The organism is Paractinoplanes polyasparticus (genome assembly GCF_019710575.1).
Classification (GTDB): Bacteria; Actinomycetota; Actinomycetes; order Mycobacteriales; family Micromonosporaceae; genus Actinoplanes; species Actinoplanes polyasparticus.
The window spans coordinates 253288-279151 of the sequence record NZ_JAHWFK010000008.1 but is presented as its reverse complement, the minus strand read 5'-3'; the positions used below and the strand labels follow the sequence as shown (position 1 = coordinate 279151).

General features: G+C 71.2%; 24 protein-coding genes. 11 read left to right on the top strand and 13 right to left on the bottom strand.

The features are described from left to right. Positions 1-22 precede the first annotated feature (22 nt). From mptB to KXC43_RS12970, 3 genes are read left to right on the top strand one after another with little or no spacing between them, the layout of a single operon-like run. The gene (mptB, locus tag KXC43_RS12980) at positions 23-1420 is read left to right on the top strand and encodes a polyprenol phosphomannose-dependent alpha 1,6 mannosyltransferase MptB (protein WP_438870881.1); all 1398 of its coding nucleotides are present in this window, start codon (positions 23-25) and stop codon (positions 1418-1420) included. Further along, positions 1344-2495: a glycosyltransferase 87 family protein gene (locus tag KXC43_RS12975; RefSeq protein WP_221376259.1), complete on the top strand. Its 1152-nt coding sequence runs from the start codon at positions 1344-1346 to the stop codon at positions 2493-2495. Before mptB ends, KXC43_RS12975 begins: the two co-directional genes overlap by 77 nt. 9 nt (positions 2496-2504) lie before the next feature. Beyond that, positions 2505-4616, top strand: a complete 2112-nt coding sequence (locus tag KXC43_RS12970; RefSeq protein ID WP_221376258.1) for an esterase-like activity of phytase family protein — start codon at positions 2505-2507, stop codon at positions 4614-4616. Here the strand turns inward: KXC43_RS12970 and KXC43_RS12965 are convergent. The 3 genes from KXC43_RS12965 to KXC43_RS12955 form a co-directional block, all read right to left on the bottom strand. Then, positions 4613-7603 carry an ATP-binding protein gene (locus KXC43_RS12965; RefSeq protein WP_221376257.1) on the bottom strand — a complete coding sequence of 997 codons (2991 nt, stop codon included), beginning with the start codon at positions 7601-7603 and terminating at the stop codon, positions 4613-4615. The genes KXC43_RS12970 and KXC43_RS12965 overlap by 4 nt on opposite strands. 2 nt (positions 7604-7605) lie before the next feature. After that, positions 7606-8196 carry a dihydrofolate reductase family protein gene (locus KXC43_RS12960; RefSeq protein WP_221376256.1) on the bottom strand — a complete coding sequence of 197 codons (591 nt, stop codon included), beginning with the start codon at positions 8194-8196 and terminating at the stop codon, positions 7606-7608. A 295-nt stretch (positions 8197-8491) separates the two neighbouring features. After that, positions 8492-8707: a hypothetical protein gene (locus KXC43_RS12955; protein WP_221376255.1), complete on the bottom strand. Its 216-nt coding sequence runs from the start codon at positions 8705-8707 to the stop codon at positions 8492-8494. 147 nt (positions 8708-8854) lie between these two features. Here KXC43_RS12955 and KXC43_RS12950 point away from each other — a divergent pair, with 147 nt between their 5' ends. Beyond that, a complete protein-coding gene (locus tag KXC43_RS12950) occupies positions 8855-10063 on the top strand; it encodes a hypothetical protein (RefSeq protein WP_221376254.1) in 1209 nt (402 codons plus the stop codon). A gap of 48 nt (positions 10064-10111) precedes the next feature. Here the strand turns inward: KXC43_RS12950 and KXC43_RS12945 are convergent, their stop codons facing one another. Further along, positions 10112-10459: a hypothetical protein gene (locus KXC43_RS12945; protein ID WP_221376253.1), complete on the bottom strand. Its 348-nt coding sequence runs from the start codon at positions 10457-10459 to the stop codon at positions 10112-10114. 92 nt (positions 10460-10551) lie between these two features. Between KXC43_RS12945 and KXC43_RS12940 the strand changes: the two genes are divergently transcribed. Both KXC43_RS12940 and KXC43_RS12935 read left to right on the top strand, forming a co-directional pair. After that, positions 10552-11070, top strand: coding sequence for an adenylyl-sulfate kinase (locus tag KXC43_RS12940; protein WP_221376252.1), 519 nt, complete (start codon positions 10552-10554; stop codon positions 11068-11070). Further along, entirely contained in the window at positions 11067-11369 is a 303-nt protein-coding gene (locus KXC43_RS12935) for a GNAT family N-acetyltransferase (protein ID WP_221376251.1), read from the top strand. Before KXC43_RS12940 ends, KXC43_RS12935 begins: the two co-directional genes overlap by 4 nt. 6 nt (positions 11370-11375) lie before the next feature. On the opposite strand, the gene KXC43_RS12930 is transcribed toward KXC43_RS12935, so the two are convergent. The 6 genes from KXC43_RS12930 to KXC43_RS12905 all read right to left on the bottom strand — a co-directional run bounded on the left by KXC43_RS12930 (position 11376) and on the right by KXC43_RS12905 (position 15938). Beyond that, positions 11376-12086 (bottom strand): DUF427 domain-containing protein, encoded by a 711-nt coding sequence (locus tag KXC43_RS12930; RefSeq protein ID WP_221376250.1) that lies wholly within the window; start codon positions 12084-12086, stop codon positions 11376-11378. A 40-nt stretch (positions 12087-12126) separates the two neighbouring features. Further along, on the bottom strand, positions 12127-12462 hold the full coding sequence (locus KXC43_RS12925; protein WP_221376249.1) for a TraR/DksA family transcriptional regulator: 336 nt from the start codon (positions 12460-12462) through the stop codon (positions 12127-12129). 125 nt (positions 12463-12587) lie between these two features. Next, entirely contained in the window at positions 12588-13457 is an 870-nt protein-coding gene (locus KXC43_RS12920) for an SGNH/GDSL hydrolase family protein (protein ID WP_255643942.1), read from the bottom strand. Positions 13458-13581: 124 nt separating this feature from the next. Beyond that, positions 13582-14544, bottom strand: a complete 963-nt coding sequence (locus KXC43_RS12915; RefSeq protein ID WP_221376248.1) for an alpha/beta hydrolase — start codon at positions 14542-14544, stop codon at positions 13582-13584. Next, entirely contained in the window at positions 14541-15230 is a 690-nt protein-coding gene (locus tag KXC43_RS12910; protein WP_221376247.1) for a hypothetical protein, read from the bottom strand. Before KXC43_RS12910 ends, KXC43_RS12915 begins: the two co-directional genes overlap by 4 nt. A gap of 141 nt (positions 15231-15371) precedes the next feature. Continuing rightward, positions 15372-15938 carry a TetR/AcrR family transcriptional regulator gene (locus KXC43_RS12905; RefSeq protein ID WP_221376246.1) on the bottom strand — a complete coding sequence of 189 codons (567 nt, stop codon included), beginning with the start codon at positions 15936-15938 and terminating at the stop codon, positions 15372-15374. 45 nt (positions 15939-15983) lie between these two features. On the opposite strand from KXC43_RS12905, the gene KXC43_RS12900 reads away from it, so the two are divergent. Continuing rightward, complete coding sequence (locus KXC43_RS12900; protein WP_221376245.1) at positions 15984-16595, top strand: dihydrofolate reductase family protein; 612 nt, start codon at positions 15984-15986, stop codon at positions 16593-16595. On the opposite strand, the gene KXC43_RS12895 is transcribed toward KXC43_RS12900, so the two are convergent. Next, positions 16582-17712 (bottom strand): erythromycin esterase family protein, encoded by a 1131-nt coding sequence (locus KXC43_RS12895; RefSeq protein WP_255643941.1) that lies wholly within the window; start codon positions 17710-17712, stop codon positions 16582-16584. The two genes, KXC43_RS12900 and KXC43_RS12895, sit on opposite strands and share 14 nt — an antisense overlap. A gap of 59 nt (positions 17713-17771) precedes the next feature. On the opposite strand from KXC43_RS12895, the gene KXC43_RS12890 reads away from it, so the two are divergent. Continuing rightward, a complete protein-coding gene (locus KXC43_RS12890) occupies positions 17772-18548 on the top strand; it encodes a TioE family transcriptional regulator (protein ID WP_221376244.1) in 777 nt (258 codons plus the stop codon). 24 nt (positions 18549-18572) lie between these two features. Here KXC43_RS12890 and glnA read toward each other — a convergent pair whose 3' ends face one another. After that, complete coding sequence (glnA, locus tag KXC43_RS12885) at positions 18573-19997, bottom strand: type I glutamate--ammonia ligase (RefSeq protein WP_221376309.1); 1425 nt, start codon at positions 19995-19997, stop codon at positions 18573-18575. 203 nt (positions 19998-20200) lie between these two features. Between glnA and KXC43_RS12880 the strand changes: the two genes are divergently transcribed. Next, on the top strand, positions 20201-20605 hold the full coding sequence (locus tag KXC43_RS12880) for an RDD family protein (protein ID WP_221376243.1): 405 nt from the start codon (positions 20201-20203) through the stop codon (positions 20603-20605). A gap of 19 nt (positions 20606-20624) precedes the next feature. Here the strand turns inward: KXC43_RS12880 and KXC43_RS12875 are convergent, their stop codons facing one another. Continuing rightward, positions 20625-21311: a DUF4191 domain-containing protein gene (locus KXC43_RS12875; protein WP_221376242.1), complete on the bottom strand. Its 687-nt coding sequence runs from the start codon at positions 21309-21311 to the stop codon at positions 20625-20627. 160 nt (positions 21312-21471) lie between these two features. Here KXC43_RS12875 and KXC43_RS12870 point away from each other — a divergent pair, with 160 nt between their 5' ends. Together KXC43_RS12870 and KXC43_RS12865 are read left to right on the top strand one after the other, a co-directional pair. After that, positions 21472-21654 (top strand): hypothetical protein, encoded by a 183-nt coding sequence (locus KXC43_RS12870; RefSeq protein ID WP_221376241.1) that lies wholly within the window; start codon positions 21472-21474, stop codon positions 21652-21654. A 77-nt stretch (positions 21655-21731) separates the two neighbouring features. Continuing rightward, a complete protein-coding gene (locus tag KXC43_RS12865) occupies positions 21732-24842 on the top strand; it encodes a helix-turn-helix transcriptional regulator (RefSeq protein ID WP_255643940.1) in 3111 nt (1036 codons plus the stop codon). Positions 24843-25864: the final 1022 nt, after the last annotated feature.

The following is a 25864-nucleotide window of genomic DNA, read 5'->3' as shown; positions in this document are numbered from 1 at the left end:
CCCTACAGCGCGTCACGATAGGGTGCTCGCCATGCCCCGCCTCGCCGCCGTCCGCTACGCGGGCCTGGGCGGCAGCGTCCTCCTGGCGGTGGCCGCCTGGCTCGGCGGCGCGACGAATCCGTGGCAGCCGACGATCAAACCCGGGACGATCTTCGCCGGTGACGACGGCGTGCTGCTGCCGGTCGCCTGGCTGCTCGGCACGGGGCTGCTGATCACCGCGTGGGTACTCGGTGTGCGTGCCGTGCCGTCGGCGCGCTGGGCGTACGTGACGGCCGGGCTCTGGATGCTGCCCCTGCTGGCCTTCCTGCCGTTGGGGAGCTACGACGCCTACTCGTACGCGTGCCAGGGCTGGCAGCAGAGTGCGGGCCTCGACCCGTACGCGGGCGGGGTCGATGTTCTGGGTTGTCCCTGGGCCGACGCCGTGGCCCCCACCTGGCGCGACGCCCCGGCCCCGTACGGCCCGCTGTTTCTGGTGCTGGCCGGGCTCGCGGCCAAGACCGGCAGCCTGGCCGGGACGCTGGCCGGGCTGCGGGTGATCGCGCTGGTCGGCGTCGCGCTGATCGCCGTGTCGCTGCCGGTGCTGGCCCGGCGCGGCGGTGTTCCGCTGGGTCGTGCGGTGTGGCTGGTGCTGGCCTGCCCGCTGGTGCCGATCCATCTGATCTCCGGCGCGCACAACGACGCGCTGATGGTGGGGCTGATGGTGGCCGGGCTGGCGTTCGCGATCAGGCGGAAGGGTTGGGCGGCCGGCCTGCTGCTGGGCTTGGCGGTGGCTGTCAAGGCGACTGCGGTCGTCGTGGCGCCGTTCGCCCTGCTGCTCGTGCTCGACCGGCAGAAGCGACCCGCGGCGACGCTGGCCGGGGGGCTGCTTCTCGCTCTGGCGGGGGTCTCGCTCGTCAGCGGGCGCGGGTTCGGGTGGGTCACGGCGCTCAGCGGCAGCGGGGTCTCGGTGCAGTGGACGTCGCTGCCCACGGCGATCGGCATGACGATCGACCTCGTCGGCCCGGATGCCGTGCCGGTCACCCGGGTTCTCGGCATCGCGGCGCTCGCGGTCGTCCTCGCGTGCCTCTGGTGGAAAGCCCGCCATCGCGACGCGCTGCTCTACTCCGGGTACGCCCTGGCGGCGACCGTTCTGCTCGCGCCGGTCTTCCACCCCTGGTACGCGTTCTGGCCGCTCGCCGTCCTTGCCGCCACCCTGCACACACACCTGAAGTGGCTGGTCGTGCCGTGCGCGGCCGCCTCCGCCCTGTGCCTGCCGGACGGTTACAACCTGGCGCTGGCGGTGAAGGCGCAGGGTGCCGTCGCCATGACCGCGTTCATCATCTACTTAGCCTGGAAATCGGTACATGAAGCGAAAAATCGCGCTGCTGAGCGTCGCCGGGCTGATCACGTTCCTGGTCGTCTATCTGGCCCAGACGCGTAACGGGTACTTCGACTCCAAGGTCTACTACGGAGCGATCCAGTACTGGTTCCGCGGCGACGGCGGCATGGTCTACGACTGGCTGCGGGCCGGAACCCCCTACGGCTTCACGTATCCGCCGTTCGCGGGTCTGGTCATGTCGCCCATGGCCTTCCTGCCGTTCGGCGCGGTGGTGGTGATCGCCATCGTGGCCACGGTGCTCACCACCGCGCTGCTCATCTGGTGGTTCGCCCGGGACCTGATCCGTCGACGGGGATGGACGGTCTGGTTCGCGTACGGCATCGCGGTGTGCCTGGCCATCTCGTTCGAGCCGGTGCGCGAGACGATCACGTTCGGTCAGGTCAACACGCTGCTGCTCACGCTCGTGGCCGGGGACCTGCTGTTCGGCCTGGGCCGGGGGCGCAAGTGGGCCGGCGTCGGCATCGGCGTGGCCACCGCGATCAAGCTCACGCCGGGCATCTTCATCGTCTATCTGCTGGTCACCCGGCGCTGGCGGGCCGCCGCCACGGCGAGCGGCGCCGCGGCCGGCGCGACCCTGCTGGCGGCCGCGATCTTCCCGGACGAGTCGCGGGAGTTCTGGACGTCGGCGCTGTGGGACACCAACCGGGTCGGCGTGCTGTCCTTTCTGTCCAACCAGTCGGAGCGCGGCTTCCTGGCCCGCCTGCCCATTGCCCAGGTCGAGGCGAGGGTGTGGCTGGTGTGCGTACTCGTCACCCTGGCCTTCTGGGCCTGGCGGGTGGCCAAGGCGCCGGACGACATCATGGGCGGCCTCGCGCTGACCGGCGTCGTCGGCTGCCTGATCAGCCCGGTCACTTGGATCCACCACTGCGTGTGGCTGCTGCCCGCGATCGTCCGCTGCGTCGACCTGGGCACCCGCAACCAGAAGATCCTGGGCGGCGCCGCCTACCTGCTGATGACGAGCCGGCTGACCTGGCTGTGGGAGAAACGCCCGCGCCCGCCGCTGGAGCTGATCGGCGGCAACCTCTATGTCTGGTTCAGCCTGGCCCTGCTGATCTGGACACCCATCGGCACCCCTCGTTCAGCGGACGTCCATGAGGAGGACAAGATCCTCACGTAGTCAGAGCGCATGCACAAACGCTCGGCAATCGCTCTGCTCGGCCTGGCCGCCACCTTTGTCGCCACGCCGGCGGCCGCTCACGCCCCCGATGGGGAATTCCGCCGGCTGGCCACCTTCCCGGCCTATCTGAACTCGTCGATCGACGACACCGCGGCGGCGGAGATCTCCACGGTCACCGGGGACGGCCGCACGGTCGTCTACACCGACAGCCCGGGCAAGCGCCTCGGCTTCGTCGACATCAGCGATCCCAGCCGGCCGCGGGCGTCCGGCACGCTGGCCCTGGACGGCGAGCCCACCTCGGTGGCGCACCTCGGTCACCTGCTGCTCGCCGGCGTGAACACGCGCGAGAGCTTCACCAACCCGTCGGGCAAGCTCGTCGTGATCGACGACCGCAGCCGCAAGGTCGTGCGGCAGATCGACCTGGGTGGGCAGCCCGACTCGGTCGCGGTGGCGCCGAGCGGCCGCTACATCGCCGTGGCGATCGAGAACGAGCGCGACGAGGACGTCAACGACGGCGCGATCCCGCAGCTGCCGGCCGGCTACCTGTCGGTGATCGACACGAAGACGTGGAAGGCCTCCAAGGTGGGCCTGACCGGGCTGGCCGCGGTCGCGCCGACCGATCCTGAGCCGGAGTACGTCAGCATCAACTCGCGCGACGAGGCGGTCGTCTCCCTGCAGGAGAACAACCACCTGGCTGTCGTGTCGCTGAGGTCGGGCAAGGTCGTCGAGCACTTCCCGGCGGGCGCGGTCACGGTGTCCGGTGTGGACACCAAGGACGACGACGCCATCACGCTGGACGGCTCGATCACCGCCGGGCGGGAGCCGGACGGCGTCGCGTGGATCAGCGACGACCTGTTCGCCACGGCCAACGAGGGCGACTACGAGGGCGGCTCGCGCGGCTGGACGATCTTCTCGCGCGACGGCCGGGTCGTCTGGGACGCCGGCAACACGCTCGAGCACCTCGCCGTCGAGCACGGCCTCTACCCGGACAAGCGCTCCGACGCCAAGGGCATCGAGCCCGAGAACGTGGCGTTCGCGAAGATCGGCCGTACGCCGTACGTCTTCGTCAACTCGGAGCGGGGCAACTTCACCGCGGTGTACGACGTGTCGAACCCGCGGAAGCCGAAGTTCCAGCAGCTGCTGCCGACCACCAACGGCCCCGAGGGCGTCGTCGCGGTGCCGTCGCGGGGCCTGCTCGTGGTCTCCAGCGAGGAGGAGATTCCGGACGCCAACATCCGCGGCTCGGTGCAGATCTACGGAATTGGCCGCGGCCGGTTCCCGTCGATCGTCTCGGACGACCTGATCCCGTTCGGCACGCTGTCGGCGCTGTCCGCCGTGCCCGGCAAGCGTTCCCAGCTCGCCTCGGTCACCGACTCGGCGTACACCCCGACCCGGATCCTGACGATCGACACCGCCTCCTCTCCCGCGAAAGTCAACAAGCAGCTGACCGTCACCAAGGCCGGCCGGCCGGTCGGTTACGACGCCGAGGGCATCGTGGCGCGTCAGGGTGGCGGCTACTGGTTGGCCAGTGAGGGCTCGGCCGAGACCCCCAACCTTCTGGTACGCCTCGACGCCCGCGGCGCGGTGCAGCAGGAGCTCCCGCTGCCGGCCGACATCGCCGCCGCCGTCACGACCAACGGTTTCGAGGGCGTGGCCGAGACCGGCGCCGCCGTCTGGGTCGCGATCCAGCGCCCGCTCAAGACCGACCCGGCGAACGTCGTCCGGATCGGCCGGCACGACCTGAGGACCGGCGCCTGGTCGTGGCTGCTCTACCCGCTCGACGCCGCCCCGCTGGGCTGGACCGGCCTGTCCGAGCTGGTCGCGGTCGACGGCGACACGTTCGCGGTGATCGAGCGCGACAACCAGCGGGGCCCGCAGGCCTCGATCAAGAAGATCTACCAGTTCGACGTCCCGGCCACCTGGACCGGCACGCCGACCGTCAGGAAGACGCTCGTCAAGGACCTGCTGCCCGCGCTGAAGGCCGGCAACGGCTGGGTGCAGGACAAGGTGGAGGGCCTGGCGGTCGGCGGTGACGGCCGGACCTACGCCGTGACCGACAACGACGCCATCGACGACGCCACCGGCGAGACGGTCTTCCTGCGGCTGGGCCGGCTGCTCTAGAGAAGGCCCACCGCGTCGGCCACCGTCGTGCCGGTGGCCCGGCGGTAAGCCTCGTCGAAGCCCGCGTCGCCCAGTGCGGCGCGGGCTTCGGCCATGATGCGGTCGACGTCGGGCACCGAACGGTCGCGGTAGCCGCGCACCGCGTCGGCCGCGCCCAGCAGGAACGCGGCGCGCGCGGCGTCGCCCATCCGCAGGGCCACATCGGCCCAGCCGACCAGGGTGAGGGCGACCACCGGCGAATCCCGCGACTCGACGGCGGTCCGCACGGCGTCGTCGTGCTTGAGCCGGGCCGTGGCCAGGTCGCCGGCGGCCGCGCTGATCAGGCCCTGGGTGTGCAGGGCCATCGCCCGGAACTGCGGAACCACCGCCGGGTGGCGCATCTTGGCCAGGGCCGCGTCCATGCCGGCGCGGGCCTCCTCGAGGTCGCCCTCCATCCGGGCGAACGTGGCGTGGCCGTACGCGACCGAGGCCAGCACCTCGGGCAGCGCCACCTCCTCGGCCGCCACCCGGGCCTGCTTGAGCACCGTGCGCGCCTCGGCGACCTCACCCGCCATCCACAGCTGGTGGGCCAGCTTCACCTCCATCTGGGGCACGTCCTCCCGGATGCCCACCTCGCGCACGAGCGCGATCGCCTCCCGCTGCCAGCCCACCGCCGTCGCGAAGTCGCCGCGCGCGGCGGCCAGGTCACCCAGCAGGCTGAGGGCGAAGCCGATGCCCCAGCGCTCGCCGATCGCGCGGAACCCCGCCAGCGCTTCGCGCATCTCGGCCTCGGCCAGCTCGGGGCTCTGCCCGAAGTTCAGCCGCAACTGCGACACGAACATCTTGGCGACCGCCCGCAGCCACGGCTCGGGGTCGTCGAACAGCGGCTCGATCAGGCGGAATCCGGAATCCGGCCCGCCCGGATCCTCGAACATCGCAGCCAGCGGCGGGATCAGCCGCAGCGCGGGGTGCTTCGATTCGAGCCCGGCGCTGTGCAGCTGGGCCAGGCCGAACTCGCTCTGCACCCGCTCGATCGTCAGCCCGCCCTCCAGCCCGTTGATCGCCGCGTAGGCGTGGGTCAGGGCCCTGTCCTCGGGGTCGGGCTCGCCGCTCATCGACGAGACCTCGGCCGCCAGCGCGGCCCCTTCCGACCGGTGGCCGCTGAGCCACCAGTACCAGCCCAGCCGGGCGGTCAGCGCGGCCCCGGTCGCCCGGTCGCCGGCCTCGATCGCGGCGCGTACCGAGGCGTGCAGGTTGTCGTGCTCCTCGGCCAGCCGCCGCAGCCAGGCCAACTGGTCGCGACCGCGCAGCTCGGGGTCGGCCCGGCCCGCCAGCTCGATGAGCCAGCCGGCCAGGGCGAGCCGCTGCGACTCGGACTCGCCGGCTTCGGCCAGCCGCTCGAGCCCGTACTCGCGAATGGTCTCGAGCATGCGGTAGCGGCCGCCGGGGCCGAGCACGAGCAGCGACTTGTCGACCAGCGCGGCCAGCACCTCGAGATCGGTGGCGCACACCTGCTCGGCCGCGTCGACGCCGGCGCCGCCCTTGAACAGCGCGAACCGGCGCCACAGCTGCCGTTCCGGTTCGCTGAGCAGCTCCCAGCTCCAGTCGACGACCGCGCGGAGCGTCTGATGGCGGGGCAGCGCGGCGCGGTTGCCGCCGGTGAGCAGGCGGAACCGGTCGGCCAGACGGTCGGCCAGCACGGCCACGGGCAGGGTGCGCAGCCGGGCGGCGGCCAGCTCGATGGCCAGCGGCATGCCGTCGAGCTCGCGGCAGACACGGACGACGGCCCCGGTGTTCTGCGCGGTGAGGGCGAAGCCGGCGGCCCGGTCGAGCAGAAGCCGTACGGAAGGAAAGGAAGCAGCGGTCGACGCGTCCGCATCCACCGGCGGCAGAGCCAGCGGCTCGACCGGATGAAGCTGCTCGCCCGGAATGCCGAGCGGCTCGCGGCTCGTGGTCAGCACGCGCAGCCCGGGCGCGGCCCGCAGCAACTCGTCGGCCACCTGGGCGGCCGCGGTGATCAGGTGCTCGCAGTTGTCGAGGATCAGCAGCATCGTGCGGCCGGCGAGCGCCTCCCGCAGCCGGGCCGCCTCGCTCCTCTTCGGACGGTCGAGCATGGTCTGACCGCGCAGGCCGAGGGCGGTCAGGATGGCCAGCGGCACCTCGGCCGGGTCGGTGACCGGAGCCAGCTCGACCCGCCAGACATCGCCGCCGTGGCGGGTGCCGACCTCGACCGAGAGGCGGGTCTTGCCGCTGCCACCCGGCCCGATCAGGCTCACCAGCCGGTGCTCGCCGAGCAGCCGGCGCACGGTGCTGACATCCGCCTCCCGCCCGACGAAGCTGCTCACCTCGGCCGGCAGGTTGCCGCTCGGCCTGTCCTGGAGCAGTTCGACGTGCAGGGCCCGCAGCTCGGCCGACGGGTCGGCGCCGAGCACCTCGGCCAGGCGGCGGCGAGCCTGCTCGAAGACCTCCAGCGCGCGGCCCGGATTGCCGGCGGCCTGCAGCGCGCGCATCAGCAGGGCCACCAGCTGCTCGTCGAGCGGATGCTGGGTGACCAGGCCCTCGAGCGCCGGCACGGCCGCCGGCCCGGTGACGCTGCGCTTGATCGCGTCGAGGCGCAGCTCGTGCAGCCGCGCCGCCTCGGCCCGGGCCACCTCGGGAAAGTCGAGATCACCGCGCCAACAGCCGAGCGCCCGGCCCGGATCGGTGGCGGCGAGCCGGGCGAAGACGTGCGCGTCGATCTGATCGGGCTCGATGACCAGGCGATAGCCGTACGAGGCGGCCTCGATCACCAGCCCGGCCTTGCGCAGCCGCGAGACCAGGGCCTGAAGCGCGTTGCCGGACGGTGGCTCGTCACCCCAGACGCCGTCGATCAGCCGCTCGGCCGAGACGACACGCCCCGGTTCCAGGGCGAGCAGCACCAGCAGGCTGCGCAGACGCGCGCCCGCGACCGGCACGACCTCGCCGGCCGGGCCGCGCAGCTCCAACGGCCCGAGCACGGCGATCTCCACACCTACGATTCTGCCCGCTTGTAGTGGGCGATGAGTACGCCCTTCGTCGTGGCGACGCAGTCGATCAGCTCGAACTCGGCGAGCGGGGCCGGCTGCTCGAACAACCGCGCGCCCGATCCCAGGGTCAGCGGGTGGATCAGCAGCGTGTAATCGTCGATCAGACCGGCCGCGTGCAGGCTGCGGACCAGCGCCGCGCTGCCGTTGACGGCGAGGTCAGGGCCGGGTGACGCCTTCAGCTCGGCCACTGTCGCGGCGGCGTCACCGCGCAGCAGGATCGAGTTCTCCCAGCCGCCGGCATCGTTCAGGGTGGTCGAGACGACGTACTTGGTCGCCTTGTTCATGAGAGCCGAGAACGGGTTGCCGTCGGTGGCGCGCCCCCAGACATTCGCGAAATCCTGCCAGGTGCGCCGGCCGAACAGCAGGTCACCGGCCTGGGCCATGCCTTTGCCGAGCTCCTGCCCCATGACCTCGTCGTTGTACCGCGGCCCCCAGCCACCATGGGCGAATCCACCGCGCGTGTCCTCGTCCGGTCGCCCCAGCCCCTGCACCACCCCGTCCAGAGTCATGAACGTCGTCACACTGATCGAACGCATGCCTGTCTCCCTGTCCTAATCCTGCCTTTCCTCCTGTACGAACGGCGTGCGCAATCTTCTACATCGCCGGGCTGCCGGCCCCGTTCTCCCCGCTGCGAACCACCCGGAAGTTGGCCGATGTCGTCGCCTCGCTGTGAACGCCTGTTCGTCACGGGCGGCCCTGCCGTGGTTGTGAACAGCGCTCAGACCGGTGAGCGGTTCGGATCCGCCGGGTGAGCGGGAACGGCGCCGTAGTACGGCGGCATCGGCGAGGGCGGTTCGGCCAGGAAGTAGGCGCGGGCTGAGCGGGGAGCGGTCAGGGTGAGCAGGGCGCCGAGCGAGGTGGTGAGGAGGGCGGCGCCGGCCAGGGGAAAGGCGCCAACACGGCGCGGGCGCCGGCGTCCCAGTCGTCCTGGCTGAGGTTGGTCAGCACACCGTAGGCAACCCGGCCCGCACCGACCAGGCCGACGGCCGCCAGCAGGCTCGCGCCGATCTCGACCGTTGTCGGGCGCGGTCTTTGTTCGTACGACATTTCTCGTTCCCCCGTGGCATCGAACCTGATCGTGGCGGTCATCGTAGAGCGCCGCCGACGGGACAGCGGCCGCGCGATCGGCGGTGTTAGGCTCGCGGACCTTCGCCCCGGGGGATGCCCGTGGGCTGAGGCCATGGGGGAAGCACTATGCACAGACGTCTGGGGAGAACTCTGTTCTCTCTGCTCGTGATCGCCGCGATCGGGCTGGCCCAGCCGGCCGTCGCGCACGCTGCCGCGGATGAGGGAACCGCGCCGCCGAGCATCGAATCGAGCGAGTACTTCACCGACAAGTCGGCGCCGATGGGTACCCAGGGCTCGTTCCGGTTCGGGCCCGGCGTGGCCGATGTCGTGTCCTATCTGTACAACTTCGACGACGGGCTGGACACGACCCTGCAGGCCGGCCCGGACGGGACGGCCACGCTGCCGTGGACGCCGCCGCGTGAGGGCTACTTCAAGCTGACTGTGCGCTCGGTGACCGGGGGCGGCGTCGTGTCCGACCCGGCCGTCCGCGCGTTCTCGATCCTGAGCCGGAGCCCGGTTGTCACGATCTATCCCAGCGAGAACGACGGCGTGGGCCGCCCGGTGCTGGTCGAGTTCCTGAGCGAGCTGCCCGGGGTCACCGGCTTCGTCTACCGGTACGACGGCGGCCGGTGGAAGAGCGTCGACGAGGGCTACTACAGCCTCGTCAACATCATTGCCAGTCGCGCCGGCACCACCAAGCTGGTCGTCCGGGCCAAGCTGCCCCACGGCAGGTTGTCGCCGGCCACCACGCTCGGCATCTATACGACCGATTCGCCGTTGGTCGAACTCGAGGGCCCGTACGGTTCGACCGCGATCGCCGGCGTGCCGATGACCGTGCGGGTCGACCCGGCCGTGAAGCACGTCAAGGAGTACCGCTACTGGGGCTTGAACAGCGGCGAGGAGCAGACCGTGCGCGCCGGTCGGGACGGCCGGCTCAGGCTGCCGTGGACGCCCGCCGAGCCGGGCTACCACCTGATCAATTTCCGCAGCGTCACCTCCGGCGACCGGGTCTCGGCCAGTCGCGAGATCGCGCTGACCGTGCAGCCCGCCGTTCCGACCGTGCTGTCCACGTGGAACAACACGACCCCGCGGGGTGGCGTGGGCGTGCCCGGCACGATCCGCTTCTGGTCCACGATCCCCGCCGAGCACGTCAAGGGCTTCCGCTGGCACGTCGACGACGGCCCGGAGCAGTTCACCGCCCGCAACCCCGTCGGGTACGACACCCGGACCCCCTACACCCCGACTCACGCGGGCTCGAACAAGGTGTACGTCCAGATGGAGTTCTCCGACGGCCGGCTCTCCCCGGTCCAGGAGTACTCGTTCCTGGTGGCCTGACCGACCGCCCGGCCGCCGGCACGCGAGAGCGGGCGGCCGGGTGCGGTTTCAGGCCGGCTCGGCTCGGCGCAGACGCAGCGACGGCATCATCATGACGACGGCCACTGCCGTCAGCACGATCGCGACGCTGACGCCGACCAGCACCCAGCCGGGCGCGCGGTCGTCGAAGAACGCGCCGATGCCCAGAAGCGCCGACAGGGCCCGCGAGCCGATCACGACGGAGGCGGCCTTGCGGTTCCCGTGCCACGCCGGGACGGCGGCGGCCAGGCTGATCAGGCCGAGCGTGAGCCCGGCGATGACGACCCCGACCGGTGGGCGGTTGTCGCCGAAGGGCAGTGAGCTCACCACGTCGAGCAGGGCGAGCAGGACAAGGATGACCAGGCCGGTGCGATACAACGGAACCTCCCGATGACAGGTGCGAACATCGGGAAGGGGCGGCGGCCCTCAGCGAGATACGTCCTCAGCCCAGGTCGCGGCCCGGCTGGGACGTGACCACGGCCCTGCTCATCACCGGAACGGTCGGTTCCGGCAAGACGTCGGCCGCCGAGGCCGCCGGAGACCTGCTGACCGCGCGCCGGATCCCGAACGCGGTCATCGACGTCGACTGGCTGCGACGATGCTGGCCGTCACCGCCGGGCGACCGCTTCAACGGCGCCCTCACCCTGCGCAACCTGAGCGCGGTCACCCACAACTTCGTCGACGCCGGCGCCGAGCGGATCGTGCTCGCCGGGGTGATCGAGAGCCGAGCCGAGAGGCACGCGTACGAGAATGCTCTGGGTCTGCCGCTGGCGGTTTGCCGCCTCCGCGTGGCGCTCCCGGCCGTGCACGCCCGCCTGCGTCGCCGCCACGCCGCCGACCCCGAAGGGCTGGCCTGGCACCTGGAGCGTTCCGGCGAGCTCGACGGGATCCTGGCCGCGGCCGGCGTCGAGGACATCCTCGCCGACGTGACCGACGAGACGATTCCGCAGGTGGCGGAGCTCGTACTCCGTGATTGGATGGGGTCGTGACGATTGCGGTGACCGACGCGCCGGAGAAAAGCCGTTTCGAGGCGCGCGACGACGACGGGACGCTGGCCGGGGTGATCACCTATCAGGTGACCGGCAACGTCATCGCCTACACGCACACCAAAGTCGAGCCCGCCTACGAGGGCCATGGCGTCGGCGGCCTGCTGGCCCGCGCCGCCATGGAGGACGCGCAGGCCAAGCAACGCCTGGTCGTGCCGATCTGCCCGTTCCTGGCTGCCTGGCTCGACGAGCACCACGAGTACGAGAAGATGGTCGCCCGCAGCCACCGGCGCGTGAAGTAGCCGCGCTCACGAGAACGGCGTCACCGGCCGGGCCTGGGGCTCGCCGTCGAGGACGATGTCGACCCGCTCGTTGTAGAAGCAGAGCAGGTCACGGATCTTCGGGATCTCGCCGATCGGGTCGGGGTAGCTCCACGCCGCGTCGGCCAGCAGCGGGTGCGACCAGTAGCGGGCCACGCCCTTGTACGGGCACCGCGACACCGTCTCGCTGGCGGTCAGCAGGTCGGTGCGCACGTCGGCGAACGGCAGGTAGTAGCGCGTCGGCAGGTGCGTCTCGAAGAGCAGCACCGGCCGGGTGCTGTTGGCCACCTCCTCGCCGTCGATCAGCACCTGGACGCGGCGTGAGCTGTGCACCGTGTCGACGCGGTGCCGGGGCGAGCGGGCGTGGACGAAGACCTGCTCGTCCTCCTCGTACCAGTCGAGGGTTTCCCAGGAGAACGTGACATGGCCCTTGAGCTGCTCGAACCGGTCGTCCGACCAGGCCGCGTCGTCGGCTCGCCGGCCGCCGGCGACCACGGACCACCGCCCGTCGGCCCGGTTGTCGAGCACATCGGGTCGCACATCCTCGTACGGTACGAAGTAGGTCGGGAAGCCGTGCTCGCTGATCTCGTCGAGCAGCAGGGCACGCTCGCTGTCGGCGACGACGGTGGGGCCCAGGCGCACCCGGATGCGGCGCGGGGTCGGCTCGATGGTCGTCTCGGGAGGCCGGAAGACAAACATGACTCCGGCATACACCCGTACGGCGCCCGCTGGGAAGCCGTTACGAAGCGCAGGCGATGCAGGTCGTCGCGAACGGCCGGATCTCGAGGCGCTCGCCCGCGATGGCTTGCCCGCACGACTCGCAGTGTCCGTAGGCGCCGGCGTCCAGGCGGGCGAGTGCCTCGTTGACCGCCACCAGCTGCGCCCGGGCCGCAGCGAGCACGGCCGTGAGCTGCGCCCGCTCGTACGCGATGGTGGCGCCCTCGGGGTCGTGCTCGTCGTCGGCGTTGTCGGCGCGGGACGCCTCGAAGAGCGCGTGCAGGTCGGCGTCGAGGGCCGCGATCTCGCCCTCGGCCTGCTCGCGGAGCCGCTCCAACGCCGTGCGGTGGCTGTCCATGGTCCCTCCACGGTAGCCAGCCCGGCGCCGCTCTTCCCGGCGTTGACTCGTGTGGCGGAGTTGAGGCCTGGATCGCTGCCTGCCCGGCGTGTTCTTCGCGGCGGCGGTCTTCACGCCGGCGTTCTTCACGGCAGTGAGCCTTGTAGCGGTGGGATGAGTGCCGCGATCGCTGCCTGCCCGGCCGCGTTGGGATGATCGCCGTCCGGGGACAGCAGGCCGGTCGGGTCGCGGCCGCCGTCGTCGCCGTGGAAGGCCGCTGCGGTGGAGAGATAGTCGGCGCCCGTTTTTGCGGCCGCTTCCTGTAACGCCTGGTTGACGAGGCTGGTGGCTCGGGCCGCGTCGCGGACACCGTCGGTGCCGTACGCGGCCGCGCCCACCTGACCATCCTGAACCACATTCCAGTAGCCGAGCACGATCACCGGAACCTGGTGGAGTTGCCGGATCGCGGTAATCGTGGCGGCCACATCGTTTTCGACGCCGGCAGCGACCGAGGCGTAGCGCGACGGCTGCCCGAAGACATCGGCCATGTCGTTCGCGCCGATCATGATGACCACCTCGGCGGCCGACGACAGGTCGTCCCGCATGTCGCCGAGGCCGGCCCGCACGTCGGCCGCCGTGGCGCCGCCGCGCGCCAGATCGACGTCCGTGGCGTGCTGGGCCCGGGCATAGAGCGCGGGAAACGGATCGCACCCGCACGCCGCGCCCGCCGCAACCGAGTCCCCGAGGGTGACGACGCTGGGCGGCGACGACGTGTGCCGGGTCGGCGCGCTCGCGCAGCCGCTAACCATCAGGACCACCAGCAGCGCGGTCAGGCGCCGCAGGTAGGCGATCGGGTTCCGCTCCTGCGTCGCCGGCCGGTGGGAGCTGTTCACGGCAGGCCCCATGAGTGGCGCAGACAGGCGCCGTGGTGTCGGTTTTCCGGCGGCACGTGGCCGCTGCTCCGATGCCTGCGACAACCGTCTTTCGCCGGCCGTCGGAACGCGTCCGCTGTCCATATCTGCGACAACCGCTTTCCGCCGGCCGTCGGGAAGTGGCAGCTGTCCAATGCCGGCAGAGCCTGCGACAACTGAGTTCCGCTGGGCGCCGGCAGGGGGCAGGCGGGAGCGTGTGGGCCGGGGGTCATGGCAGAGGGCGGGCCAGGTGGGCGGAGAGCCAGTCGAAGGCCGGGGCTTCCATCTGGCGCCAGACTGCGCTGCTGTGGCCGCCGTGTGCCACCACTGCGGTGGTCGAGGCCAGTGGGCGGTGGATCTCGGCGGCCAGCCGGCGGGAGTCGTGGGCTGATTCCTTGTCGTCGGCCGCCCAGCCCAGCCACAACGCGATCGCCGGCTGGGGGAGGTGGCGTAGCCGCCACGCTGGGTTGTTTGTGGTGTTCTGTGAGCCGTCGCCGACGTTGATGCCCGGCTCGGCATAGCCGGACAGGCTCGCAGCTGCCGCGTACTGCTGGGGGTGTCGTAGCGAAAGGTTGATCGCGCAGAAGGCGCCCGCCGAATAGCCGGTGAGACCCCAGGCGGCGCGATCGGTGCGTACGCGGAAATGGGTAGCGGCGTAGGCGGGCACGTCGACCGTCAGGAACGTCTCGGTCTGCGGGCCGTCGTGCAGGTTGGTGCACTCGGTGTCGAGCAGGCGCTCGGGCGTCTGATAGGGGAACAGCACGACGGTGGGGGCGATGCGTCCGGCCGCTGTCTCACGGTCCAGAGAGGACTGCACGTTCAGCTTGCGCAACCACGTCAGGGGTGTGCCGGGATAGCCGTGCAGCGCCTCGATCACCGGAAAATGGCCGCCGCCGCTGCGATAGGCGGCGGGCAGGTAGACGAACATCGGCATCGAGAGGCCGCTGGCCGGCCCGCGGACCGTGACGCTCAGCATCTCGCTGCCGCTGCTGCCGGCGGCCGTCGTCGCGGCGACCGCCTCGGTCGGATAGGCCTCGGTCAGCCGGTTGACCTGCACGGCCACGGCAGCGACGACGCTCAACAGGGCCAGCACGACGAGGGCGGAACGACCGATCGTCCGCACCCTGTTCCATCCCGCAGCGAGCAGCGCGGCCGTGGCCGGGACGGCGGCGAGTGTCAGCACGGTGCTCATGTCGGCCTGCCGTTCGACGGGAGTCTCAGCGGGGCGGCGAGGGCGGGCGGCAGGTCGCCGGTCGGCTGGTTGAGCACCGCGAACCCGGGCGGCTCGGCGGCCACGAAGGCGGCGGGGAGGGGGCCGGCGCCCACGACGTCCCAGCCCGCGGCCGCGACCCGCAGATCGTGGCCGAGCGCGGTGGGCAGGCTGCGCAACGCGGCGGCGGTGGTGGTCGCGGTGGGTGTCAGCGTCACGGTCACCGCCTCCGGCGTGTGCCGGGCATGCTCGCCCGGCGCGGTGAGCACCAGGACCACGGGGAAGGTCACGTCGGGCCGGGCCCGGTAGTCGCGCGGGAGGGCCACGGTGGGCGGGCCGGTCAGGTGCCACGCGGTCAGCTCGGGCGGGCGCCACGGGAAGCGGCTGGAGTGCATACGGGCGTCGAGCGAGCCCGCCCGCAGGTGGTCGGCGACCGCGACCGTACCGGTGTCGCCGCGCAACGCCTGCCAGGACGGATAGAACTGCTCGTGCCGGTTGACGGCCAGGCCGGCGGTGAGCACGACGAGGACCTCGACCAGCAGCACGCCCGCGGTGCGGCTCACCGGGCGCAGCCGGCCGCCGCGCGGCCACGACCACACGGTGGCGGCGCCGGCGGCAACGGTCGCCGCGACGGTCAGCGCGAGGAGCGGCAGGCCGGTGAGCGTCATGCCGCCGCCCCTTTCCAGGTCATGCCGCCAGCCTCTATGCGTCCGCTGTGAATTCCCTGCCGAAAAAGCTGTGTGCTAGCTCCATGCCCCTTGACCTGCGGGTTCCCGACTGTGTCGCACGTCGCTGGGTGACGCGGAACGCTATCCGACCAGGCGGTCGACGAAGGCGGTCAGAGCTTCGTCGGGGGTCACGCCGGCGTCGATCGAGGTGGTCAGCATGTCGAGGAGCAGGCCGTCCAGGGCGTAGCGGAGCAGGGCGATCTCGAGCGGGCCGCCGGGCAGGCCGGTGGTCGCGTGGAAGGCGACGTCCTCGCGGTAGCCGGTGCGCAGGGTCGTGCCGAGGATCTCGGCCAGGCCGGGGCGGCGGGCGGCCTCCAGACGCAGCTCGATGAGGGCCCGGGTCAGCTCGGGGTGGGCCGTCGTGCGTTCCAGGATGTAGCGCAGATAGTCGATGAACAGCTCGCGCCCGGCTGGGCGGCCGGCGAGCCGCTCGACCACAGCCGGGTCGGGCGCGAATCGTTCGAAGATGCGTTCGCCGAGCGCGCCGAGCAGGGCGTCGCGCGAGCGGAAATAGTTGGACGCCGTGCCGCTGGGCACGCCGGCCTCGGTGTCGACCGCGCGGTGGGTGAGACCGCGGGCGCCCGACTCGGCCAGCACGCGCAGGCCCGCGTCGGCCAGCAGGCGGCGGCGTTCCGGATTTCTGACCACGAGGAGAGACTAGCTCAACCACTACAGCTGTTGTAGTTTGGCCGCATGCGAAAACTCATCTACTACGTGGCCTCCACCGTCGACGGGTTCATCGCCGCGCCGGACGGTGACTTCGCGTTCTTCGGCCCGCTCAACGAAGAACTGAACGCCTACATCAACTCCCGTTATCCCGAGACACTGCCGACGGCGCTGCGCGAGCACTTCGGGGTCACCGCGCCCAACCAGGTCTTCGACACCGTCGTGATGGGCCGCGGCACGTACGAGCCGGCTCTGAACGCCGGCATCACCAGCCCGTACGCCCATCTTGAGCAGTTCGTCTTCTCGAGCACCCTCGACCCCGCGATCGACCCGGCGGTGACCGTGGTGACCGAGGACGCCCTGCCCTATGTGCGGAAGCTGAAGGAGCGCCCGGGCCGGGACATCTGGCTCTGCGGCGGCGGCGCCTTCGCCGGCGCCGTGCGTTCCGAGATCGACGAGTACGTGATCAAGCTGAACCCGGTGCTGGCCGGCGACGGCATCCCGCTGACAGCGGGCCCGTTCGACCCGGCCCGGCTGACCTTTATGGACGCCACGCCGGTCGGGTCGAGTGGAGTGGTGGTGCTGCGGTACCGGGGGAACCTGATGACCGACGACCGGGCCCTTCCTACCGAGGGCTAGTTCGAGCCGACGCGCTGGCAACGGGTGTGACGTCGCGGACGAACACGACTCCGTCGACGCCCGCGAGCCGGGCCGGGTCGAGCGGCGCGTAGCCGTACCAGGGGGACTCCCTTCGTGCCCCGGGCAGGTCGCGGGCTTCTGTCACGAGCTGATCTTGCGCGAACGCGTACAGGTGGCCCTCGACGGTGTCCGGGGGCGGGGCCGGCACGCCGTGCTCGTGGATCGTGCCGACGGCGGTGGCGACGAAGGCGTAGGCCGTACTCAGTTCGGCCTCGACCAAGGACCCGGCGCCCCACCACTCAAGAGGCCGGCCGCCCATCCGCATGCTGCTTCTCCCGCGCTGCAGATGCGAGTTGTGCCCGTACGCGAAGGTCGGACCCCGGTCGGCCAGGGCGCGCAGGTTGTCCGCCATCATCGAGTCGCGGATGCCGAGCAACCAGGCCAGGCGGTCGGGGGAGGGGTCGGCCATCCAGTAGTGGTAGCGCAGCAGGCCGGTGGCGGTGCGGGCGTACAGGCGAGCGCGTTCGTCCTGGTGCGGCTGCATGGCCAGGCGGGCCGCCAGGTCATCGGCGAACAGACGCAGTTCCTTGGCCTCGGGGGAGCGGCCCACCGACTGCGACGGATCCATCATGGCGGCCGGGTTGGTCCAGCGTTCGTCGTCGCCCAGCAGGCGGTCCATGTCCGGCGCGTGGCTGCCGGTGCTCTCGGCCAGAGCGGTCAGGACCGGGCGCGGACTGGCGGCGGCGGTGATCTCCAACGGGCCGTCGAAACCGGCGAAACGGACCTGCTCCCCGGGTGGGCGGCCGTCGTTGTGCGAGCGCATCCACCGTACGAGATCGTGGTTGCCCTGGAAATGGCCCCACTCGTGGCTGAAGCCGTTCCGAACCACATCGTCGAGGTCGCCGGCGCCCGTGGTGACGTAGTCGTCGACGGCGAGGGCCCGCAGGCAGTCGCTCTCCAAGGCGATCGTGCGGTATCCCTCGTACTCGACGAGATGCTTCCACAGCACGTTGCGCAGCGTGAGCAGGTTGTTGTCGCCGTGGGTGGGCTCGCCCAGAGCCAGCAGGCGGGGCCGGGCCGGGAACAGGCGCATCACATCTTCGACAGCGAAAGTCATGCCTCTGAACAGTATCGTTGAACCGTCCATTGAAACTTCGGCGCATTGGGCGAGGGTGAATGGCTCGGAACCCTCAAACGCTGCGACCGGTCGATCTGGCGCGGGCGCATGGTTTGTCGACTCAGGCGATCCGGAACTACGAGGAGGCCGGCATCCTTCCGGCGGCCGGCCGCACGCCGTACGGCTATCGCACTTACACGCCACGTCACGCGCAGGCGCTCCGCGCGTTCCTCGCCCTGATCCCCGGTCACGGCCACCGGACGGCCTCGCTGATCTTGCAGGCAGTCAACCGGGACCTGCCCGCCGAGGCTTTGCAGCGCATCGACGAGAGCCACGCCCAGCTGCTCGACGACCGCCGTACGCTGCGGGCCGTCGAAGCCGCACTTCGCGACCTGTCCCCCATGCCGGTGGAACGCGGTGACATGTTCGTCGGCCGGCTGGCCGGGCTGCTTGGCGTCCGGCCGGCCACGCTCCGCAAATGGGAGCGGGCCGGCCTGATCCACCCGCGGCGCGACCGCCGGACGGGGTATCGCGTGTACGGTCCGGCCGACATCCGCGACGCGCAACTCGTCCACCAGCTCCGCCGAGGCGGCTACCGGCTGGAACGCATCGCCCCGCTCATCGCCCAGGTGCGCACGGCCGGCGGCGTGGAGCCACTGGAGTCGGCGCTCAGCGACTGGCACGCGCGGTTGGCGGCCCGCGGCCGCGCGATGCTGGCCGGCGCGGCCGCCCTGGACGCCTACCTCATGCTCATATCACCGCTCATCGATGTCCATGGGTCCGCGACGAGCCCCCGCACGCGAAACGGCGGCCACCCCGGCCGAAGCCGATCGTGACCGCCGTTTCTTCCCTGAGCGGGATCAGACGTTGTAGTACATCTCGAACTCGTGCGGGGTCGGGCGGAGGCGGACCGGGTCGATCTCGTTGGTGCGCTTCCAGTCGATCCAGGTGCTGATCAGGTCGTCGGTGAAGACGCCGCCGGCGGTGAGGAACTCGTGGTCCGTCTCGAGGCTGTTGAGGACCGCGTCGAGAGAGCCGGGCACCTGCTTGACGCTGCCCCACTCCTCCGGGGGCAGGTCGTACAGGTCCTTGTCGATCGGGGCCGGGGGCTCGATCTTGTTCTTGATGCCGTCGAGGCCGGCCATCATCTGGGCCGAGAACGCCAGGTAGGGGTTGCTCGACGGGTCCGGCACGCGGAACTCGACGCGCTTGGCCTTCGGGTTGCTGCCCGTCACCGGGATGCGGGTGCAGGCCGAGCGGTTGCGCTGCGAGTAGACCAGGTTGACCGGGGCCTCGTAGCCGGGAACCAGGCGGCGGTACGAGTTGACCGTCGGGTTGGTGAAGGCCAGCAGGCTGGGCGCGTGGTGCAGCAGGCCGCCGATGTACCAGCGGGCCGTGTCGGACAGGCCGGCGTAGCCGGTCTCGTCGTAGAACAGCGGCTCGCCGTTCAGCCACAGGCTCTGGTGGGTGTGCATGCCCGAGCCGTTGTCGCCGAACAGCGGCTTCGGCATGAAGGTGGCGGTCTTGCCGTGCTCCCAGGCGGTGTTCTTGATGATGTACTTGAACATCTGCATCTGGTCGCCGGCGTGCAGCAGGGTCGAGAACTTGTAGTTGATCTCGGCCTGGCCGGCGGTGCCGACCTCGTGGTGCGAGCGCTCGACGGTGAAGCCGACGTCGATCAGACGGCGGACCATGGCGTCGCGCAGGTCGCTGTAGTGGTCGAGCGGGGCGACCGGGAAGTAGCCGCCCTTGTAGGCGGTCTTGTAACCCTTGTTGCCGCCCTCTTCGTCCTTGCCGGAGTTCCAGGCGCCCTCGATCGAGTCGATGTGGTAGAACGCCTCGTTGGCACTGGTGGAGTGGCGGATCGAGTCGAAGATGTAGAACTCGGCCTCGGCGCCGAAGAACGCGGTGTCGGCGATGCCGCTGGAGGCCAGGTAGGTCTCCGCCTTCTTGGCCACGTTCCGCGGGTCACGCGAGTAGGCCTCGCGGGTGAACGGGTCGTGGATGAAGAAGTTCAGCGCCAGCGTCTTCTGGATCCGGAACGGGTCGACGAAGGCGGTGGTGACGTCCGGCAGCAGCATCATGTCGGACTCGTGGATGGCCTGGAACCCGCGGATCGAGGATCCGTCGAAGGCGAGGCCGTCGGTCACCACGCTGTCGTCGAACGACTCGACCGGCATGTTGAAGTGCTGCATCACACCGGGCAGGTCACAGAACCGTACGTCGACGAACTTGACGTCCTCGTCCTTGAGGTATCGCAGCAATTCCTCGGGGTTGGCGAACAACACGTCCTCCTGGTACAGGATTTCGATACCGGGGCGGCGTTCTTCCGCCGCATGGCTGGGCTGGTCGCGACGCTATGGGGCGGGAGTTGCCCGGGCGTATCCCTATTGTTTCCGTCATGTTACGGAGTCTGTGGGTCTCCGCCGACGGTCAGGGCCGACCCCAGCGAGGCTATCGCGAAAACGGACGCGGTTACGCTGGTTGCATGGTTTCGGCAGGCAAGACCCCGCCCGGTACGCGGGGTGCGCTCGATCTGTCCGGCGTGACCCACGCCTCGTTCGGCCGCCGGTTCGGCGCCCTGCTGATCGACTGGGCGCTCGCCACCGTGGTGGCCGCCGTGATCGTCGACGACCTGCGCGCCAACCCCTGGCCCCAGCTGGGCATCTTCGTGCTGGTGCACGCGTTCTTCGTGGGCCTGTTCGGGCAGACTCTCGGCATGGCGCTGGCCCGCATCCGCTGCGTCTCCATCGTGGACGGCGGCGCGATCGGCCTGCCCCGCGCGATCCTCCGAGCCCTGCTGCTGGCCGTCGTCATCCCCGCGGTGATCAACGACGGCGACGGCCGGGGCCTGCACGACCGCGCTGCCCGCTCGGTCATGGTCCAGCGCTGACCTTGAAGTTAGGTCGCGCTCAGCGGGGGCGCTGCTGGCGGATCCCCTTGTTGGGACGCATGTTCTTGGGGATGGCGCCCTTGGGCATCTGCGGGCGGGCCATCAGGGCGCCGAGGCGCTTGTCGAGCGCGTTGACGTCCTTGCCGGTGAGGTTGCGCGGCAGCCGCATCATCGTCGTGCGCAGCTTCCTGACCGGGAGCTGGCCCTCGTCGGAGCCGATCACGTAGTCGTAGAGCGGCGCGTTGCCGATGACCTTGGACAGGCGGCGCTTCTCTTGCCCGAGCAGGCCGCGGACGCGCTGCGCGTTGCCCTCGGCCAGCAGGATCACGCCGGGGCGGCCGATCACCACGTGCACCATGTCGAACTGGGTCGTCGAGGCGGCCGCGGGACGGACCCGCCAGTCACCGCGCATGTTCTCGATCAGGGAGGCGGCGGCGCCGGGCTGGCCCTCGGCCGCGTTCATCATCGCGGCGTTGGAGCGCAGGTTGAGCACGATGACCGCGGCCAGCAGGGTGACCATGATGCCGATCGGCAGGTAGATCCAGCCGAACATGATTACCAGGACGACAGTCAGGGCGAGCGGGATCAGCACGGCCGCGAGGAGCAGCGGGACGAACCACTTGTCCTGCTTCGCGGTGAACGAGAACACCTGACCGATCTGCTTCAGGCGCGTGCCGAACGACACCTTCTCCTGCTCTTTTGCCATAACTCGAAAGTGTAGTGGGGCGGGTCCTTACCCACGCACCGGTGGTCCTCCCCATGGGTAAGGAGGCGCCGGACGCCAATATGAGGCAGGTTCCCCATGCCCGGCGGGTGCCTTCCGGCGAAGAGTTCCTTCCAGAAGAACTCCGACGGAAGGACACGGGATGTTCCCGTACAACGACCCCCGAACCATGCTCGACCTGCACCACCAGCGCGCCATTGAGCTGAGCCGCCGCGCCACCGACGCCCGCCGCGTGCGGGAGGCCGGCGCCGGCCGGTCCCGCCGCTTCGGGCGATGGCCCCGCAGGCGGGCGGAGCAGCCGGCCCGGGCCGCCGTGGCCGCATGACGGCCGTGGTGTCCGGGGGGCCCGGGCCGGTTTCCGCGGCGGAAAATCTGTCGCACCCCCATGGCATGCTCGACCTCATGACAGCGCATGCGCACAGCGAGGTGCTCGTCGGCCGGGGGGCCGACCTCGCTGTCCTGCGCGATGCGCTGAAACGGGCCCGCCACGCCGAGCCGTCGACCGTGCTGGTCGGCGGCGAGGCCGGCGTGGGCAAGACCCGCCTGGTCGAGGAATTCGCCCGCGGCCTGGCCGGCGAGCCCGTGCGTGTGCTGTCCGGCCAGTGCCTCGAGCTGGGCGAAGAGGGTCTGCCCTTCGCCCCGTTCGCGGGTGCGCTGCGCGAGCTGGTGCGGGCCGAGGGCGTCGGCGCGCTCGACGGTCACGAGCGCGAACTCGCCCGTCTGCTGCCCGAGCTGGGTCCGCCCCCGCTCGAGGGCGACGCCCGCCGCGGCCTGCTCTTCGAGGCGGTCGCCGCGCTGTTCGGGCGGGGTCCGCTGGTCCTGGTGATCGAAGACCTGCACTGGGCCGACCGTTCCACCCGCGATCTCATCGCCTTCCTGGTGCGGGCGGCCCGCCTGCCCCAGCTGCTGCTGATCACCACCTATCGCACCGACGAGCTGCATCGCGGCCATCCGCTGCGCGCGTTCCTGGCCGAGCTCGACCGGGTACGCGGCGTGCTGCGCCTCGAACTCGACCGGCTCGACCGCGAGGGCACGGCCGAGATGCTCACCCACCTGCTCGGCGCCGAGCCCGACGCGCGCGTGGTCGACGCGATCAACGAGCGCGCCCAGGGCAACCCGTTCTTCATCGAGCAGTTCGCCGGCTCGGGCCTCAACGAGATCCCCGCCAGCCTGCGTGACCTGCTGCTCTCCCGGGTCGACCAGCTGCCCGAGCCGGCCCAGCAGGTGCTGCGGGTGGCCGCCGTGGGCGGCACCCGCTTCGGCCACGGGCTGCTGGCCCGCGTGGCCGGGCTCGACGACGCGGCCCTCGAATCGGCGCTGCGGGTCATCGTGGCCGCCCAGCTCGTCGCGGTCGTCGACGCCGAGGGCGGCTTCGAGTTCCGCCACGCCCTGGTGCGCGAGGCCGTGCACGACGACCTGCTGCCCGGCGAGCACGCCCGGCTGCACGCCCGCTACGCCCGCGCCGTCGAGGCCGAGCCCCACCTGGTCCCCATGGGCCGGGCCGCCGCCGAGACCGCCCATCACTGGCACGCGGCCCGCGACCATCCGCGCGCGCTCATCACTGCCAAGATCGCGGCCGACGAGGCCAAACAGCGTTTCGCGTACGGGGAACAGGCGCGCCTGCTCGACCGGGTGCTCCAGCTGTGGGAAGACGTGCCCGACGCCCAGACCCTGCTCGGCCTCGACCACCTGGACCTGCTCGAAGAATCCGCCCTGGCCGCGATCGACTCCGGCGAGCACATGCGGGCGCTCACCCTCACCCGCGCCGCCCTGGCCGACCTCGACGCCGAGGCCGAACCGCTGCGGGCCGGCCGCCTGCTCGTGCGCCGGGCCAAACTGCTGCGCACGGCAGGCAAGTCCGACGGCCGGGCCGAGTGCGAAGAGGCGTTCCGCCTGCTCAGCAAGGCCCCGCGCGGCTCCACCCGGGTGCGCCTGCTGGCCGACGTGGCGCACCAGCTGGCCGGCCTCGACCCCGACCGCGCGGCCGAGGTCGCCCGCGTCGCGATGGCCGACGCCACCGACCAGGGCGACCTCGCCGCCCTGGTGACGGCCGAGGTGGCGTTCGGGTCCACCTGCTCGGGCCGGGTGCCCGCGGGCGAGGTGCTACCGGTCATGCGCGACGCGGTCGAACGAGCCCGCGCCGCCGGCGACCTCCCCGCGTTCACCAGCGGCCTGATCAACGTCTCCGACACGCTGTTCGAGCTGGGCCGCTACGAGGAATCGGCCGCGGCCGCCGCCGACGGCCTGCCCAGCGCGGGCCGGGTCGGGGTCAGCCGCACCACCGGCGTCTTCCTGCTGGCCAACCACGCCGAGGCGCTGATCGCCCTGGGCCGCTGGGACGAGGCCGACGCCCGCCTGGCCGAAGCCGCCCGGCTCGACCCGCCCGAGACGCTGGCCCTGCCCTGGCTGCGCCTGCGCGCCCGCATCCGCCTGGCCCGCGGCCGCGAGGGCGCACAAGCGCTGGTCAACCGGTCGCTGGCCTTCCTGGGCCGCCCCTACCTGAGCAACGAGGGCCGCCTGGCCACGCTCGACCTGAGGCTGCTGGCCGCCCTCGACGACCCCGACCCGGCCGCCGCCGTCGAGGCCGCCCGCTCCGCCCTGGCCGACCCGTCGCTGACGGTCCTGCCGCGCTACTGCTGGTCGATCCTGTCCCACGCCGCCCGAGCCGCCACCCGCGCCACAGACGCCGAGCTGGCCGCCGAGGTAGCCGCAGCCGCCACCCGCCTCCCGATCCGCCACCCGGCCGAGTTCGCCTTCGCGGCCGAGGTCCGGGCCCTGCTCGAGGGCGGCGAACCCCGCTGGCACGAGGCCGTCCAGGCCTGGCGCGACGACGGCCATCGCCACGAACTGGCCCGAGCCCTCCTCGACCTGGCCGAGGCCCAGGCCGCAGCCCGCTCAACCCACCGCTCCGACGCCGCTGCCGCCCGCGATGCAGCTTCCCGCTCCGATGCTGTTCCTCACTCTGAGGCCCGGTCCAGTTCTGAGGCTGCTTCTCGCTTTGAGGCTGGGCCTGGTTCCGGGGCTGCTTCTCGCTTTGAGGCTGGGCCTGGTTCCGAGGCCGCTTCCCGCTTTGAGGCCGGGGCTGGTTACGAAGCTGCTTCCCGATCGGAGGTCGCGTCTCGTTCGGAGGCCGCTTCCGGTTCTGTGGTCGCCTCTCGTTCTGAGGCCGCCGCTTCTCGCTCTGACCCGGCCGAGTCGATCGCTGAGGCCGTCGCGGTGGCGTCGGCGCTGGGTGCGACCCCGCTGGTTGAGGCGGCCGACGTCTTGTCGCGCCGCCTTGGCATCCGCCCGTCGACCCCGGCCGCTGTGCGCGACGACCTGCTGACCAGTCGCGAACGCGAGGTCCTGCGCCTGGTCGCCGAGGGTCACACCAACAGCCGCATAGCCGCCGACCTCTACATCTCACCCAAGACCGCGAGCGTCCACGTCTCCCGCATCATCGCCAAGCTCGAGGTCACCAACCGTGGCGAGGCCGCCGCCGTGGCCCGTCGCCTGGGCCTGCTCGACGACTGACGGCAACACGGCTGGCTGGGGTGGTCGCTGTCGTGCTGGGCGGCTGGCTGGGGTGGTCGCTGTTGTGCTGGGCGGCTGGCTGGGGCATGTCTGTGGTTGGGACGGTCGCTGTCGTGCTGGGCGACTGGCTGCGTTAGGTCTGGCTGCGGTGGTCGCCTGCCACGCTCGGCGGTCGGCCGCTCAGCGTTCGGGCACGGGCGCCGGGTTGGCCATTATCGACTCCGACCGACGGGGTGAGGAGTGCTGGGCCGGCCTCGGTGGCGAACCGCAGGCAGGGGCTGTTCACTCCTTACGGCGCACCGATCCCGCCGAGTCAGTCGTCCAGGTGTGCAGTCCAGCGACGTCGGTCGAGCTGTGCGAGGACGCGCCTTGCTGATAGACGAGTGAGGCACCCGATGCATAACCGGGCTGCCCTGGAGCCGAAAACCTAGGAGCCGCGCTGCTCGGGAGCCGAAAGCGTAGTGCCGGGCTGCCTGGGAGCCGAGCGGCCCGAAGATGAGCGGCCCGAAGCCGAGCAGCCCAAGAGCCTAGGAACCGGGCGGCCAGGTGCCGGGCGGCTGGGGTGCCGGGCGGCTGGGGTGCCGGGCGGCTGGGGTGCCGGGCGGCTGGGGTGCCGGGCGGTCAAGGTGCTGGCGGCCCAGGTGCTGGGTCAAGGAGCCGGGCGGTCAAGGAGCCGATTGCCTCAGAGCCGAGCAGCCTTAGAGCTGAGTTGTCCTCAGAGCCGAGCAGCCTGGGACCGGGCTGCCTAGGAAGTGGAGTGAGTCACCGACAAACGGCACTAGCGCCAATAGGTTTGTTGTGGAAACCTATTGGTATGGCAGCTGATTTGGTGTCCGGCGGTGGCGAGCCGCGGCGATTGCTGTCCGATGTTGGAGCTGATCGTCCGGAACATCGCCGAGCACCTGTGCGTGCTGGGGCCGCCCGTCTGATCGAGGAGGAGAAGGGCTACGTGCACCGGCTTCACCACCGTCGGCGCCAGTGGAACCTATGCGGCCTGTCCGCGCCGCCGTCCGAGGTTGTTG

Coding starts and splice junctions, on each gene's coding strand:
- KXC43_RS12975 (WP_221376259.1), top strand. CDS start 1,344: ATGAAGCGAAAAATCGCGCTGCTGAGCGTCGCCGGGCTGATCACGTTC.
- KXC43_RS12970 (WP_221376258.1), top strand. CDS start 2,505: ATGCACAAACGCTCGGCAATCGCTCTGCTCGGCCTGGCCGCCACCTTT.
- KXC43_RS12960 (WP_221376256.1), bottom strand. CDS start 8,196: ATGCGTTCGATCAGTGTGACGACGTTCATGACTCTGGACGGGGTGGTG.
- KXC43_RS12955 (WP_221376255.1), bottom strand. CDS start 8,707: ATGTCGTACGAACAAAGACCGCGCCCGACAACGGTCGAGATCGGCGCG.
- KXC43_RS12950 (WP_221376254.1), top strand. CDS start 8,855: ATGCACAGACGTCTGGGGAGAACTCTGTTCTCTCTGCTCGTGATCGCC.
- KXC43_RS12930 (WP_221376250.1), bottom strand. CDS start 12,086: ATGTTTGTCTTCCGGCCTCCCGAGACGACCATCGAGCCGACCCCGCGC.
- KXC43_RS12925 (WP_221376249.1), bottom strand. CDS start 12,462: ATGGACAGCCACCGCACGGCGTTGGAGCGGCTCCGCGAGCAGGCCGAG.
- KXC43_RS12920 (WP_255643942.1), bottom strand. CDS start 13,457: ATGGACAGCGGACGCGTTCCGACGGCCGGCGAAAGACGGTTGTCGCAG.
- KXC43_RS12915 (WP_221376248.1), bottom strand. CDS start 14,544: ATGAGCACCGTGCTGACACTCGCCGCCGTCCCGGCCACGGCCGCGCTG.
- KXC43_RS12910 (WP_221376247.1), bottom strand. CDS start 15,230: ATGACGCTCACCGGCCTGCCGCTCCTCGCGCTGACCGTCGCGGCGACC.
- KXC43_RS12900 (WP_221376245.1), top strand. CDS start 15,984: ATGCGAAAACTCATCTACTACGTGGCCTCCACCGTCGACGGGTTCATC.
- KXC43_RS12895 (WP_255643941.1), bottom strand. CDS start 17,712: ATGACTTTCGCTGTCGAAGATGTGATGCGCCTGTTCCCGGCCCGGCCC.
- KXC43_RS12890 (WP_221376244.1), top strand. CDS start 17,772: ATGGCTCGGAACCCTCAAACGCTGCGACCGGTCGATCTGGCGCGGGCG.
- KXC43_RS12880 (WP_221376243.1), top strand. CDS start 20,201: ATGGTTTCGGCAGGCAAGACCCCGCCCGGTACGCGGGGTGCGCTCGAT.
- KXC43_RS12875 (WP_221376242.1), bottom strand. CDS start 21,311: ATGGCAAAAGAGCAGGAGAAGGTGTCGTTCGGCACGCGCCTGAAGCAG.
- KXC43_RS12870 (WP_221376241.1), top strand. CDS start 21,472: ATGTTCCCGTACAACGACCCCCGAACCATGCTCGACCTGCACCACCAG.
- KXC43_RS12865 (WP_255643940.1), top strand. CDS start 21,732: ATGACAGCGCATGCGCACAGCGAGGTGCTCGTCGGCCGGGGGGCCGAC.